Here is a 15,074-nt window from a genome sequence, read left to right on the forward strand (position 1 = left end):
GCGCTATCACTATTTAACGTGAATAACGCGTTTCATAACTTAATTCTCAGCTAATTTTGTAACGGCCTTTTTTTCAGACGGTTGTTTTCCCATTGGATCTTCAGCTTGTTTTGAACGCTTGATAAAGAACGCCAGAATTAGCGCGACAGCAGCGATAAACGCTGAAATGAAGAATGCAAAATTTATACCATCTATCATCGCTTGGAAACCAATTTGCTGTTGCATCTGTGCAAGTGCTTCTTGTGTTGGTTGACCAGTCATCTTTTCCTTTGCCTCAGCAGTTAAAGTTGCTAAGGAAGATTCAGTACGATTAGACATAATCGTTACTAATAATGCTGTTCCAATTGCACCAGATACTTGGTTCAACGTATTATTCATTGCCGTTCCATGTGGATAGAAGCGTGCTGGTAATTGGTTTAAACCATTTGTTGATACAGGCATCATAACCATCGAAATTCCAAACATACGAACCGCATGAAGCGCCATAAGGAATGTATAGGTTGTATCAAATGTTAACGTACTAAACAGATATGTTGTAATTGTTGTAATTGTTAACCCTGTAAGAGCAAGTACTTTCCCACCGAATTTATCAAATAATCTTCCTGTTATCGGAGACATTAGCGCCATAACTAATGCACCTGGAAGCATCATTAATCCTGCATCAAATGGAGTAATTCCTCTAATTGTTTGCACATAAATCGGTAGAAGGAGCATTCCTGAAAACATCGCCATATTTAAGACCATAGAAATCGATGATGACAATGCAAACATCGGATATTTAAATACTCCAAAGTTAAGCATAGGTAGCTCAAGCTTTCTTTGGCGTAAAATAAATGTAATTAATGAAATAACACCAATAATAATTGTCAAATATACTTGTGGGTCATCCCAGCCTTTATCACCAGCTGAACTAAATCCATAAAGAATTCCACCAAAACCAATGCTTGATAAAATTAGTGAAATGAAATCAAGCTTAATATCCACTTTTTCCTTCTTATCTTTAAGTAAGAAGAATCCAACTAATAAAATAACAAGAGCAATTGGAGTTACGAAGTGGAAGAGCATTCTCCAATCATAATGCTCAATGATCCACCCTGATAAAGTAGGACCAATTGCAGGAGCTGCCATTAAAATTAAACCAAAAACTCCCATCGCTGCTCCCCTTTTTTCAATAGGGAAGCTTACGAGCATGACATTCATTAGTAACGGCATCATAATTGCTGAACCAGAAGCCTGAAGCATTCTTCCTCCTAATAAAATTGGAAAGAAACTAGTATAACCAGCTATGATTGTACCGATTAAAAATAACGTCATAGCAGATAAGAATAGACGGCGAACTGAATATTTTTGGATTAAAAATGCAGTTGTTGGAATCATAATTCCATTTACTAACATAAATCCAGTCGTTAGCCATTGTACCGTTGATGTATTAATATCCAAATCTTTCATTATTGATGGTAGCGCAATGTTCAATAATGTATTATTCAAAAATGAAATGAAAGCACCGATCATAAGAATCGAAAGGATTCCATAATTAGGTCGGATTGTTTGTTTCTCTCGTTGTTCCATATTTATTTCCCCCTCTATACGTAGAGTTCATTTATTTATACTTCCGTTTTTTAAACGCAAGCTATATCATATACTACTGGTACAATTATTTCAACAATTAAATCCTACTATTATGTAAAAAGTTTGTTAAAACCTAATAAATAAGATATGATATAGATTGTACTTGTGGTATAAATGTATCAATATTCAGTGTCAAGGATTATGATTATAAAAGGTGATAAAATGAACGATCGGAAACAACATGTAATAAAAATGGCTCATCAATTGTTTGTTGATAAAGGATTTCAGGCAACTTCGATTCAAGACATATTGGATTACAGCGGAATATCAAAAGGGACGTTTTATAATTATTTTTCTTCTAAAAACGAATTATTAATCGCTATTTTTAAAGAAATATACAATGAGCTAGAAAAAGAACGAAACAAAATCCTAATTGGACAAGATCCTTCTGATATTGAGTTATTTATTAAACAAATTGAATTACAATTAAATACTAATAAAAAAAATAAATTATTTAATCTATTTGAGGAAGTTCTTGTTTCAAAGGACATTGAATTAAAACAATTTATTAATGAGGGACAATTAAGGATGTATCATTGGATTGTTCAACGGTTCACCGAAATCTTTGGTACTGATAAAAAACCTTACTTACTAGATTGTGCGTTAATGTTTCTCGGGATACTTTCGCATATGATGAAATATTACTTAGTTAACCATAATACACCTTCAAGCGTTTATAAAGTTGTTCGTTATAGTGTGAGGAGAATTGAAAATATCGTCGAGGAGCTCGCAGAAACAAACGAGCAATTAACTAATCCGGAGCTACTAGAGAAGTTATTGCAAACTAACAATATTACTGAAACAAATTTTACGGAAAGACTGTCTCATACCATTTTAATTTTGAAAAAGGATATATTTCAGCATCAAAAAAGCGAGAAATATATCGAGCTATTAGATTTTATTGAAAACGAACTAATTCATCAAAATGAACCGAGAAAATATTTAATTGAATTAGCACTATCCCCTTTAAAAGAAGACAAGGATGCTTTTGAACAAAAAAATGTGATAGAGCTTGAACAATTAATATCACTTTATTATTCATAGCTATATCTAATCCCCCTTAAGTAAACGATTCAAATACTTAAGGGGTTTTTTATCTAAATAAAAAATGTGATAATCTATTAAGTTTCATGATTTCCCCATACCAATTTCAAAACAATATTCAATTCTTTAATAAGCTACCTTTAAACACAATTTTAAATACCTTATAAAAAGTTAATTAATAATAGAAAATTATTAAATAAATTGAGACGATTAAACAAATTGCTGATGGAATAACCGTACTAAGCGGCTGTTGCACTTTAATAATATGCGTATAAATTGCCCCAAGCATAAATACGATAACAATTACACTACCAAGTATTGCAAAAAGATGATTCCAAAGCCCAGTAAAAATGGCGATTGCCGCAACAATTTCCATTACCCCGGTCACGGTAAGAAACCACATTGGATATTGATATTCCTGCCAATGCTTAACTTGAAAATCAATTCTTAAAACTTTTATGATCCCTCCAATTCCAATGAAAAGTGCTAATATGATTTGTAAAATCTTAATAACCATTTTCGTCACCTCTTTCCTAAAAACAAAACGTTTTTACTCCACAACAGAAATTATTACTTTATAGTAATGTTACTCGGAAGTAAGTTTTGTGTATAAAAATACCATAATAGGAAAAGGGTTCAATGTCAATCATCATTTCGTTTGGAAATATCGTCTTCTTGCATAACACCATATTCATAAATCGCATAATAAAATTATTACGTTAATTATTAAAAAAGCAGAGAGCTTTAATCTCTCCGCTTACCAGATTATTTTACAGATCCCATCATCCCAGCAACAAAGTGTTTTTGCATAATGAAGAATATCAGTGCTGCTGGCAATGTCGCGATAACAATTGCTGTCATAATCACTCCGTAATCAGGTGAATAAGCAGATCCAAGAGTTGAAATTAATAAAGGTATCGTTTGGTTTTCTGGTGATTGTAAAACGACTAAAGGCCATAAATAGTTATTCCAGCTTGCCATAAAGGTAATAATGGCAGCTGCTGCATAGGTTGTTTTCATTGTTGGAATATATATGCGAAAAAAAACACCTAATTCACTTAAGCCATCGATTCTACCTGCTTCAAGAATATCTTTTGGAAACATTTTTGTACTTTGTCGGAAGAAAAAAATGAGAAATGCAGTTGTCAGCGATGGTAATACGGCGGCAGACAATGTATCGATTCCGAAAAATGGCATAGATTCAGAGATCATCCCAAACATTTGAAATAATGGAACCATTAAAGCAGCAAAGGGAATCATCATCGAGGTTAATAATATATTGAATACGAAATCCTTAGCTTTACTGCGATAAATTTCAAAGCCATAGCCTGCAAGAGATGAAATAATTAATGCGAGGATCGTTGTTGTGATTGAAATTTTTGCAGAATTCATTAACGCAGGCACTAAATCGATTGTTTCAAGAAGGTTTTTGAAGTTTTCAACTAAATGAGTACCTGGAAGTAGCTTACCCTTTGTAACATCCACTGACTTATTTGTTGCACTAACAATCATCCAAAAGAACGGAAATACTGAAATAATTGTTGCTGTAATTAATATAAGATAGCTAATAAGCCTCTTTATGTTTTTCATTTTCTATCACCTGCCACTTTAAATTGAATAATGGAGAAAAATACGATCATAATCACTATCGCGTATGACACTGTAGCTGCATAGCCAAAGTCAGGTGTATATTTAAACGATAAATTATAAATGTATTGAGATATTGTCATCGTTGCATTACCTGGACCACCATTTGTGATATTCATTACTTCATCAAATAGCTGTAATGTTCCAATTGTTGATGTAATCGATGTAAATAAAATAATTGGCTTTAATAGTGGGATCGTAATTTTGAAAAATTGTTGAAATGCGGAGGCTCCATCTATTTTAGCTGCTTCATAGATTGAATGATCAATGTTTTGCAATGATGATAAGTAAAAGATCATATTATATCCTGTCCAACGCCATGTAATCGCCATTACTATGGCAATTTTCGCCCAAAACGGGTCTGTTAACCATTGGATCGGTTCAGAAATGATTGAGCTTTTCAGCAGCATCATATTTAAAATTCCATCAAGTCCGAACAAGTATTTAAAAATAACTGAATAAGCGACTAATGATGTGACACAAGGTAAAAAAATGGCAGTTCGGAAAAACCCTTTAAATTTAAGCGTTTTTTCATTGAGTAGGACAGAAATGACCAAGGCTAACAGAATCATTACTGGGACTTGAATAATAAGATAAAAAACTGTGTTTTTTACAGCTGTTAGAAACGTTGGATCCTTAAATAAGCGAATATAATTATCAAAGCCGATAAAGGTTAAGTTTGTACCAGATCCAGATTGTAAAGACATAATAAATGCTTGAACCATAGGGTAAAAATAAAATAAACAAATTAGCAATGTTGCCAGTAATATAAATGACCAACCAATTATCGTATTTGCTTTAAAGGCTTTTGTTCTTAATTGTTTCGTTGAAATTGAGGCTGTTGTTTTTAGGTTTGGCAATGGTTTCAACTCCTTGCTATTGGTAAAGTTCGTGAGACAATAGGCTAAACCGTATCAATACATTCTTTTTATTAAAAACACCTCGGAAGGCTCGCCTGCTAAATTAGCAATCTCAACACCAATTGGTCTTCGAGAAATGCGAGTTTCCGAGGCGTCTCCTCTTACGCAAGTTCCTTTCTATTTAATTTGTGCCTCAGCTTGGCTTTGTGCATCCTCTAGCACTTGGTCAATCTCTTTTCCATTCAGATAGTTTTGCATTTCAACAACTAAAATATCATCTATAGCGTACGTATGTGAGCCGTAGTTTATTTTCGGAATTTGCCCCGTCCACTTTGAGAAATCAGCTATGATCGCTTGACCGCCAAAGTATTCATCAGCAGCTTTATATGCTTCTCCTTCGGCTGCTGGTAAATATGTTCCGATCGCACCGATTTCGGACACTAGCTCCTGATAAAATTCAACATTTGATCCGAAAGTTTTCGTAAGAAAATCGACTGCTTTTTCCTTTCCAGGGATATCAAGGACATACCAAGAGCTTCCTCCGAGATTCGATGCATTAACAGAGCTTGGAATTTCTGCAATTTTAGGAAACGGTACAACTGCCCACTTTCCAGATTGAGATGCCTCTGCTTTTATCGATGGTGTAATCCAATTTCCTGTTGGCACTGTTGCAACTTCCCCTCCATTAAAGGCAGCAAGGAGCTGATTCCAGTCAGAGATCGGCTTAACAATATCAGCATCTAATAATTGTTTATAGATGTTAAATGCCTCTTTCAATGTTTCATTCCCTGCTAAATTTGGAGTTGTTCCATCCTCTTTTAAATACCATGACCCGCTTGATTGAGCCATTAACCGAATGATTCCTAAATCATTTGGATCTAGTGAAAGCATATACTTCCCGGTTTTTTCCTTTACCTTCTTCCCAATTTCAATATATTTATTCCAATCAATATTTTGTAAATCACTAACAGTGTATCCTGCTTCCTCTAGATAATCTGTCCGTACGTAAAGACCAGCGACACCTGAATCAAAGGGCAAACCATAGTTCTCTCCATTTATACTTGTTGGGGCAATTTTATATGGTGCAAAATCATCTACATTAAACGTACCTGTTAATTTATGAAATGCATCGGGATATGCTTGCAAGAAGCTTTGCGCTCGATAATCTTCTATTAAAACAATGTTTGGTAACCCTTTTGTTGTCCCGGAACTTAAGCTTGTATTTAATTTTTGAACAATATCATCCTGAGCATTTTCAATAACCTTTATTTTAATATCGGGATTATCTGTCTTATAATGTTTTTCGGCGATTTCTAATGCTTTAATATTAAATTTCGGATCCCATGCCCAAATTGTTATTTCATTTGAATCCTTTGGCTCCTCTGAATTGGAGCTACTTTCCTTAGCACCTGAAGAACAACCTGCCAATAAAAGTAAACTAGCTAATAGAAATGTGATAATCTTTTTCTTCACCCGAATTCCCCCCGTTTAATTTAAATTGAAAGCGTTATCAATCTCTCGTATTTTATCGTAGCACAATTTGTTTATATTCTATTAGGATAATATTTTTATGTTTTTGTGTTATTTTTAGAAATCATCTAATTGAACATTTTTATCTATTGTACGTTTTTTAGAAAATAGGAATTTTTTTATTCATTTTAAAAACAAGACAAAAAAAAGCTAGTACAACATACATATAATAAGTAGTACTAGTTCGAATCATTTTCAAATGGGAGAGAAATTTTTATCTTTGTACCTTCATCAAGCTCACTTTCAATTGACACACCATATTCTTCACCATATATTAGTTGGATCCGCTCATGAACATTACGGATACCGATACCTGTAAAGCGTTCTTGCCTTCGATTTGTATTCGGTAAATCACTCTCTCCCTTACTCAAGCTCATCCCATCTCCGTTATCAACAACCTCACAAATCAATGTTGCATGGTCCCTCCAAATGAGAACATGAATATAACCATTTTGCTTCCGATTAAATCCATGAAAAAAAGCATTTTCAATAAATGGCTGTAAAATTAACTTTGGAATCAGGCAGTCTTGACAATCTGACGCAATAAAATAATTAACATGAATTCGTGTTCCATAACGTTTTTGATTAATAAAGACATAATTTTTTAAGTTTTCCACTTCCTGCTTAACAGTTATTGTTTCATTTACTTGACCAACGGTATTTTGCAGCAACGAAATTAATGCCGTTGTCGTTTCCTCTGCTTCCTCCTTGCTTCCCTGCTGTACCATAAACTTAATCGATGTTAATGTGTTATATAAGAAATGTGGATTAATCTGCTGCTGGAGTGCAGCTAGCTCAGCATTTCGTTTTTGCTTTTGAATAGAAATGAGCTTTTCAACATAATCCTGCAGCTCCTCAAGCATCGAATTAAATGCAATGCTGATTTTCCTTGTTTCATAGGTGCCTTGCACGGAAATAGATTGATGAAAATTTGTTTTCGACACATTAGCAATTTCCTTCACTAACCTTGAAAGACTATTCGTTAATTTTTTAGACCCGAAAAAAACTACGATTAATACGACAAAAAATATAATAAGCAATGTTTGAGCAAGCTCACGTTTATCTACAAGTCCTTGAATTGCAGTATGCTTATCAATCATGTTTAAGATGTACATTTCATACGATAGCAAATATTCAGAAAAGAAGATGTGCTCTTTCCCTAGAAAATCTTCTGTTACATAATGATTCGTATTATTTTTTAACGTTTCTGCATGCGACAATAATTCCTTATCCTTCTTACCAATAAGCTCCTTTCGATTGCTTGATACAATAAAACCGTTTCCATCTATTAAAACGATGTCATTTCCCTTGCTTGTAAAATTTGAATAAAACTTAGCAAATTCATTTTCTTGAATTGCAATATACATCGTGCCATATATTTTTCCTGATAATCTCTCCATAAATGCCTTCGAGGCAACGATATAAGCACCTCCGATTCGATTCGTATTTAAGCGAGTACGTTTATCATATTGATACATAAGCTTTTTAGGTTCATCTAATGTGTTACTAGAAATCCTACTATTCTTTAATTCAGCATCTGAAATTGGCCAATATGTTCGATCAGTCGAATAACTAATTCCATTTTTCCCTATTACATTAATACTGACATCATATCCATCAACCGTGGATTTAACTCGCTCCATTAATAGATTTAAATTATAATAGGCAGTCATTCGTTCTTTATTTGTTTGCTCTGACGTAAGGATCGTTTTTAAATTACCACTTTTAAGTAGTTCATTTGTAGCAGTTACAATTGAAGAATGAAACGATTCAAAATCTCCCTTTACTCGATTAATAACTTTTGTATTTGTAATACTGAATTTATCAATAAAGAAATCCTCTGACATTCGTATCGTTGTCCAAATAATGATAAAGGATACGAAAAAAATACTAATAATTGTAAAGTTAAACATTATGACAAACAAACTATTATGCTTTAAGAGATCTCGTATTTTCATAATCAACCCAACTTCTATTTCATTTTTCGTCGATATCCACTTGGGGAAATCCCCTTTTGTTTCTTAAAAACTTTACAAAAATAACTGTGGTCTGAATAACCAACGCTTGTACTTATTTCAGAGATAGGTAAATTTGTCGTAAGAAGCTTCTTTGATGCCTGTTCAATCCGTATTTTATTGACATATTCAATAAAGCCTTCTTTGTTATGAGTCGAAAAATAATTTGATAAGTAGGAGGGATTAAAATGAAAATGTTTCGCCACCCCCGTTAATGTCAGAGGCTCCATATAATGTCTATCAATATATTCTAGTAAAATTTTTATATTTGAAGGGCCTGCCTCCAAATGATGTTGTAAGCATTCATTAACCTTTGTAATGAACTCAAATAAGACGCTGATTACATCTTTAGCACTGTAAGCATCTTCAATTTTTCTAAAATAGGAGTATTTCTCTTTTTCGACTTCCTTTATTTCACATTTCATATTTCCTAAGAGAATAATAATATTAAAAATGATGTTACTAAAAAAAGCTTTATATTCGGAAATGTCCAGCATATACTGACTTGATAGATACTCAGAGTATTGCTTTAAATAAGTAAATGCAGAGTCAAATCTTTCATGTGTTAATTCTTCTGTAAACCATTCTAAGTTAAAGGACTGACAAGCTTGGTTAGTTGCGGGTAAATCTTGTTGAACAAGTAACTTATGATCCGGAAAATAAAACCGATATTGTATTAAGCTTAACAGGCTATCGAAAAATGATCTCATTTCGTTTATTTGTTCAAATGGATCACTTTTGACAATTCCGATTTTTTCCTGCCATTCAGTTAGTTCAAAAATTATCGGTTGAATCGATAAATCATTACTTGAATGAATCAAAAAGATTATGACTTTTTGGACTTCCGTTTTAATTGGATAAAAAGCTATCTCATGCGCTTGTAATAATGAGCTTACTTTTTCGTTTACAGTTGAAATAGAAGAGGATTCAATTTGCTTCATGTCGATTCCTAGCAAAAAGAAGGTTTGATACGGAAAATATTCTGTAGCTATTAGTTCATTCCTCACCTCATGACCAGCGAGTACTTTTTCGAGAAAATGTTCAATTGAACTGCCTATAATGTTGTTAGGTGCATTCAGATATAATTCTGGAATTCGTTTTGCCGCCTTTTTTAAAACAGAAAGCAGCTCTTCAGAATTCAAATTCGGCTTTAAAATATAATCGACAACACCACATTGAAAAGCTGAACGAACATAATGAAATTCTCCGAAACTACTAAGAATAATGACTTCAATATGAGGATATTTCTCCTTTATTACTCTTGTTAATTCCTCCCCATCCATAATCGGCATTACAATATCTGTAAGAACAATATGTGGCTTCAATGACTCTATCAATTCAAGCGCTTCTCTCCCATTTGCAGCCTCACCAACAATCTGAAATTCATCCCATTTCAAATAATGTTTGATCCCTTGTCTGATTAATAATTCATCATCAACAATTAGTGTTCTGTATTTGGCTTTCGTCTTTTCCAACTGTATCCCCCCAATTGGTAGCGCTCTCTTTTTATTGATAATTCATTATATTACATTTTCCGTCGATATATCTCAATGTTCTTGTATGACATATAGAATTATTTTCTCGATGATAAATATGTTTATAATGTAATTGCCAAATCTATTATGACGAATTGGCGCGAAAAAAAAGAGAAGTAACTAATAAATACTAGTATTATGACAATAAGCTCCGTGCCAATGCATGTTAAAATGTTGATTATTCGATAGTAATTGGCTACTACCATATTAACCGAATAATTAATTCACTTAAATTTCCCCATCAAAAAACCCCAACCCATTTAGAGTTGAGGCATTTTTCAAAAGGAATGTTCATTGCTTAAATAATACGAGTTGTAACAATTCCTTCGATTTGGTTAATTTTTTCTGCTAAGCCAGGAATAACATCACCATTAATTTTATTATCAATATCAATCATTGTATACGCATATTCACCACGGCTTCGGTTTACCATGTCAGCAATGTTCAAATTGAAGCTTGAAATTGCCTGAGTTAATTGGCCAACCATATTTGGTACGTTTTTATGGAATGCAGCAACACGGCACTTCCCTGTATATGGTAAAGATGCATTTGGGAAGTTCACTGAGTTTTTAATGTTTCCTGTTTCTAAATATTCTTTAACTTGGCGAGCAGCCATAACCGCACAGTTTTCCTCAGATTCTTGAGTTGACGCTCCAAGATGTGGAATTGGAACAGCATTTTTCATCTTTAAAACATTTTCATTTGGGAAGTCTGTAATATATTTGCCTACTTTTCCGCTTTCTAATGCTGCCTTCATATCCTCTTCGTTAACAAGCTCTCCGCGAGAGAAGTTGAAAATATGAACATCATCTTTCATAATGCTGAACGTTTCTTTATTAAACATTCCTCTAGTATCATCTGTAAGTGGAACATGTACAGTAATATAATCAGAGTTTGCAAACAATTGTTCAAGTGACATTGCTCGTTGTACTTTGCGAGATAAGTTCCATGCAGTATCAACAGAAATAAATGGATCGAATCCGATAACATCCATATCCAATCCAAGAGCATCATTTGCTACTAAAGCACCAATTGCACCTAAACCGATTACCCCTAATGTTTTTCCTTTAATTTCTTTACCAACAAATTGTTTTTTACCTGCTTCAACTAATTTAGGAATTTGCTCTCCTTCATTTTCAAGCGTTTTAGTCCAAGCAACACCAGCAAAAAGGTTACGAGAAGAAGCCATTAATGTAGTAAGAACCATTTCTTTTACAGCATTTGCGTTAGCTCCAGGTGTATTAAAAACAACAATTCCTTGTTCTGTACATTTGTCGACAGGGATATTATTTACACCAGCTCCTGCACGAGCAATTGCTTTTAAGTTTTCACCGAATTCCATATTGTGCATGTTAAAACTACGAAGAACGATTGCGTCAGGATTTTCACTTTCATTATCGATTGTGTATGCTTCTTTATTGAAAACATTAAGTCCTACTTGGGCAATATTGTTTAAGGTTTTAATTGTTTTTACTGTTTCTAACGTTGTAGTACTCATTTAGATTTCTCCTCTTTCCTTTGTGTTAATTTTAAATTTTAAGAATATTTGTATTATACTACAATAAGGCAATTTTTCCGTAATTTCAACTTAAAATATCATCCCCTAACAAACAGAAAGAGGTAAGGAAAAAACTTCCCTACCTCTGCCCAGGCGAACGGCTACGACACTATGTGCTCCCTCACGGTGATCCGTGTTTCGCCAGTTACACATAGCCTTTTTGATTGATTTCATTTTATCAAACTCTTATGAACGCTTCAAGTAGATTTTTTGAATATTTTTAAAGATTTACATTACTTAATCCGAAATGATTATTCATTATTTAGAGTCATGATATCCTTAAACTGTAACGACTTATTCTTTTAAACTAAATACGGTAATTTAGATTTCAAATATTGAATACTTATTTCAATACTTTCAAATGGTGTTCTTTTCGTCATGTCCTGTTCAACGACCCACCATTTGACCTCATTTTTCTCTCCAAGTTGTAACACTGCATCTAAATCAACACCACCGGTTCCAAGTTCAGCAAAAAATTTCTCTTCGTCTAATGTCATATCCTTTAAATGAACAAGAGGTGTTCGATTTTGATACTCATTCATCCATTCTACCGGTTGTTGACCAACCTTTGTCAGCCAATAAATATCAAATTCCGCTTTAACAAAATCAGGATTTGTATCGTTTAAAATCGCTTGTAAAGCTGTTCTGCCATCTGAAAGTTTTTCAAGCTCAAAGTCATGATTATGATAACAAAACGTTATACCTTCACGATAGCATGCTTCACCAATCTGATTTAATAATGGGATTAGCTCTTTGTAATCCTTTTCCGCTCGTTGCTCTGGCAATAGATATGGACAAACGATATAGTTACTACCAATTATTTTTTGCTCTTCAATCACGTTTGGTAGATTTGCTTTTAATTGTTCAAGTGGAACATGGCTTGATGCCGCTTGTAGCTGATACTCATCTAATAAAGATTTTACTTCACTTGCAGTTAGGTTTCCGAACCCAGCAAATTCAACACCATCGAATCCTAGTTCTGCAACCTTTTTCAACGTAGCAACAAAATCCTTTTCACTTTCATCACGTAACGTAAACATTTGAATAGCAACTGGAATTCCCTTCATCTAATCTCCTCTTTCACATATTTATTCAAATACAATTGTATGAAATGATTCTGCTTCTAATGAACATGTATATTTCGCTCTTCATTTAGGCTATACCACTCCAAGGCAATATCACTCACACCAAATGTTGTGTTTTTCTCGTTGAAATCCATTTATTACTTATTGGTTCTCACCGTTTCCTTCACTTCAAAAATTTTAAATGACCAAGGACTTATCTTAATCATTTCCTCATTTTGATAGGTTACATCTTCTAGTAATTCAACGCTTTCAGGAAATGGATAAGCAAAGCTTTGTTCTTCAAATGAGTAATTAAAGAAATACTTCATTTCATGACCAGCATCATTTAAACCACTTTTAATAATAACGGGAAACCGAAATTGTTGTTCCTGTCTCCATATATTTGCCCTCTTAACCGCATCTATTAATATCTCAGACATTGTTTCGCTTGAAACAATACAGCCCACATATGTGGCAAACCCTTTGCCGTATTCATTACAAGTGATCGCTGCATACTCTCCCCATGCTGGATGGTCATATGTAGCAAGTACTTTTGCTGTTGTCGGAGTGAGCAGCTCCATCCACGTATGAACTTCATTTTTATCTTCAGCTATATCATATGAATGATTTGTTAGCTTCACATTTTTAGGTTCTACAAACATTTGGTATTGAACACCACATGCTTTTTCAATAATTCCAGGTTGTGAGCTAGTTCTTACCTTTAGATTTTCATTTGTAAACCCAGACTTGAACGTGAATACCGCATGGCCGCCGTTATATACATATTGATTAAGTCTTTCTAATAATTCATCTGAAGCAACATACAAACAAGGTACGATAATCAAGGAATAGTCTGCTAGATTGTCTGTTTCAGAATGTATGATATCGACCTCAACATTTATTTTATAAAGTTCATCATAAATAAGTCGGACAATATCGTTATAATTTAACTCAGAATGGTGATTAAACTTAAACCAACTTAGCCCTGTTAAAGACTCGTTACTAACAAGAATTGCTGTTTTGTTTTTCTTTTTTAAATTAATTAACTTTGCTGATAAGCGCTTAAAATCGGCCCCGATTGTTTTCGCCTCATGATAAACAGGATTAGGCTGTAAATCATGACTTAATAATCCCTTCCAATAAGTTTCAAAGGAGTTATGAATAGAATGCCAATGCCAATAAGAAACCATATTTGCCCCAGATGCAAGATGACTAAACGCTTGCAACCGAAGTTGTCCTGGAAAGGGTGTCCAATTTGAAAAGGCTTGTGCCTCGGTTTCAACGACAAGATAATTTTGCTGTTTTGTTGAACGAGCAACATCACCTCCGAAGGAAATTTCAATCCCTGTTAAATCTTCCTGTGATGGGTGATAAATATCTACACCTGTGATATCGAATGGCTTTGAGGCAGAAAAATGATTAACATTTGGCTGGATACCATAGGAATAGCCTCTCCATTCAAAGTCAAAGTTTTGTGTGATAAACTGTCCTTCCTTTCGATATTCCTTAACAATTTCAACCTGCCATGCCAAAAAGTCGTCGACAAGCTTTCGTTGAAATTTTGAAAACTCGGCACCGAGGCTACCATTTATTGTTGCAATAACTGAAGGCATATCTTCCCAAGCATTGACATTATTACTCCAATAGGCAAGACCAAACTCATCATTTAATGCGTCTGTTGTTTTAAATTTCTCTTTTAAATATTTGATAAATCTCTGCTGGACATTCGGTCCACTTGTATCATAGTGCTTTGTTTCATTATCAATTTGATAACCGATTATTGCTGGATGATCCTTTACATGGTCCATCAATTTTCTAATGATTCTTTCTGCATAAAACAGGTAAGTAGGATTTGTAATATCCATAATTTGTCTTGCCCCATATTCCTTAGGTCCGTTCTTTGTAATAGCTAATACTTCAGGATGCTCCTTTACCATCCAAGTTGGTACCGCATAAGTTGGGGTGCCAACGATAACTTGAATATCTGCTTTATACATCGCATCAAGCACTCGACTTACTGAGCGAAAGTCAAATATCCCATTTTGCGGTTCATGTGTGCTCCACGTTGATTCAGCAATTCTAACAACATTGATGCCTGCTTCCTTCATCATTTGAATGTCTGTCTCAAGCCGTTCATACGGCATATATTCATCATAATAAGCAACACCATATAATAATTTCTTCATTACTTA

The 15,074-nt window shown here is 33.9% G+C and carries 11 protein-coding genes and 1 riboswitch; of the genes, 1 reads left to right on the forward strand and 10 read right to left on the reverse strand.

What is annotated here, in order from left to right; genetic code table 11:
• Positions 1-39: 39 nt before the first annotated feature.
• Positions 40-1,569, reverse strand: a complete 1,530-nt coding sequence (locus tag ACTJJ9_RS13135) for a DHA2 family efflux MFS transporter permease subunit (protein WP_145581557.1) — start codon at positions 1,567-1,569, stop codon at positions 40-42.
• Positions 1,570-1,791: 222 nt separating this feature from the next.
• Between ACTJJ9_RS13135 and ACTJJ9_RS13140 the strand changes: the two genes are divergently transcribed.
• Positions 1,792-2,673: a TetR/AcrR family transcriptional regulator gene (locus ACTJJ9_RS13140; RefSeq protein WP_145581558.1), complete on the forward strand. Its 882-nt coding sequence runs from the start codon at positions 1,792-1,794 to the stop codon at positions 2,671-2,673.
• A gap of 175 nt (positions 2,674-2,848) precedes the next feature.
• Here ACTJJ9_RS13140 and ACTJJ9_RS13145 read toward each other — a convergent pair whose 3' ends face one another.
• The 9 genes from ACTJJ9_RS13145 to ACTJJ9_RS13185 form a co-directional block, all read right to left on the reverse strand.
• Complete coding sequence (locus ACTJJ9_RS13145; protein WP_145581559.1) at positions 2,849-3,190, reverse strand: DoxX family protein; 342 nt, start codon at positions 3,188-3,190, stop codon at positions 2,849-2,851.
• A gap of 248 nt (positions 3,191-3,438) precedes the next feature.
• Positions 3,439-4,263: a carbohydrate ABC transporter permease gene (locus ACTJJ9_RS13150; RefSeq protein ID WP_145581560.1), complete on the reverse strand. Its 825-nt coding sequence runs from the start codon at positions 4,261-4,263 to the stop codon at positions 3,439-3,441.
• Complete coding sequence (locus tag ACTJJ9_RS13155; RefSeq protein ID WP_370877259.1) at positions 4,260-5,108, reverse strand: carbohydrate ABC transporter permease; 849 nt, start codon at positions 5,106-5,108, stop codon at positions 4,260-4,262. The genes ACTJJ9_RS13150 and ACTJJ9_RS13155 overlap by 4 nt, the downstream gene beginning before the upstream one ends.
• 249 nt (positions 5,109-5,357) lie before the next feature.
• Complete coding sequence (locus ACTJJ9_RS13160) at positions 5,358-6,653, reverse strand: ABC transporter substrate-binding protein (RefSeq protein ID WP_145581561.1); 1,296 nt, start codon at positions 6,651-6,653, stop codon at positions 5,358-5,360.
• A 236-nt stretch (positions 6,654-6,889) separates the two neighbouring features.
• Positions 6,890-8,668, reverse strand: coding sequence for a histidine kinase (locus ACTJJ9_RS13165; protein ID WP_145581562.1), 1,779 nt, complete (start codon positions 8,666-8,668; stop codon positions 6,890-6,892).
• Between the two features lie 14 nt (positions 8,669-8,682).
• Complete coding sequence (locus ACTJJ9_RS13170; RefSeq protein ID WP_145581563.1) at positions 8,683-10,200, reverse strand: response regulator transcription factor; 1,518 nt, start codon at positions 10,198-10,200, stop codon at positions 8,683-8,685.
• A gap of 358 nt (positions 10,201-10,558) precedes the next feature.
• Positions 10,559-11,758, reverse strand: a complete 1,200-nt coding sequence (locus ACTJJ9_RS13175) for a phosphoglycerate dehydrogenase (RefSeq protein WP_095300233.1) — start codon at positions 11,756-11,758, stop codon at positions 10,559-10,561.
• A gap of 140 nt (positions 11,759-11,898) precedes the next feature.
• Positions 11,899-11,977: riboswitch (ZMP/ZTP riboswitch) on the reverse strand.
• A gap of 143 nt (positions 11,978-12,120) precedes the next feature.
• Entirely contained in the window at positions 12,121-12,885 is a 765-nt protein-coding gene (locus ACTJJ9_RS13180) for a sugar phosphate isomerase/epimerase family protein (RefSeq protein ID WP_145581564.1), read from the reverse strand.
• A gap of 155 nt (positions 12,886-13,040) precedes the next feature.
• The gene (locus ACTJJ9_RS13185; protein WP_145581565.1) at positions 13,041-15,068 is read right to left on the reverse strand and encodes a beta-galactosidase; all 2,028 of its coding nucleotides are present in this window, start codon (positions 15,066-15,068) and stop codon (positions 13,041-13,043) included.
• Between the last annotated feature and the right edge of the window lie 6 nt (positions 15,069-15,074).

The organism is Metabacillus sp. 22489 (assembly GCF_052044855.1).
Taxonomy (GTDB): domain Bacteria; phylum Bacillota; class Bacilli; order Bacillales; family Bacillaceae; genus Metabacillus; species Metabacillus niabensis.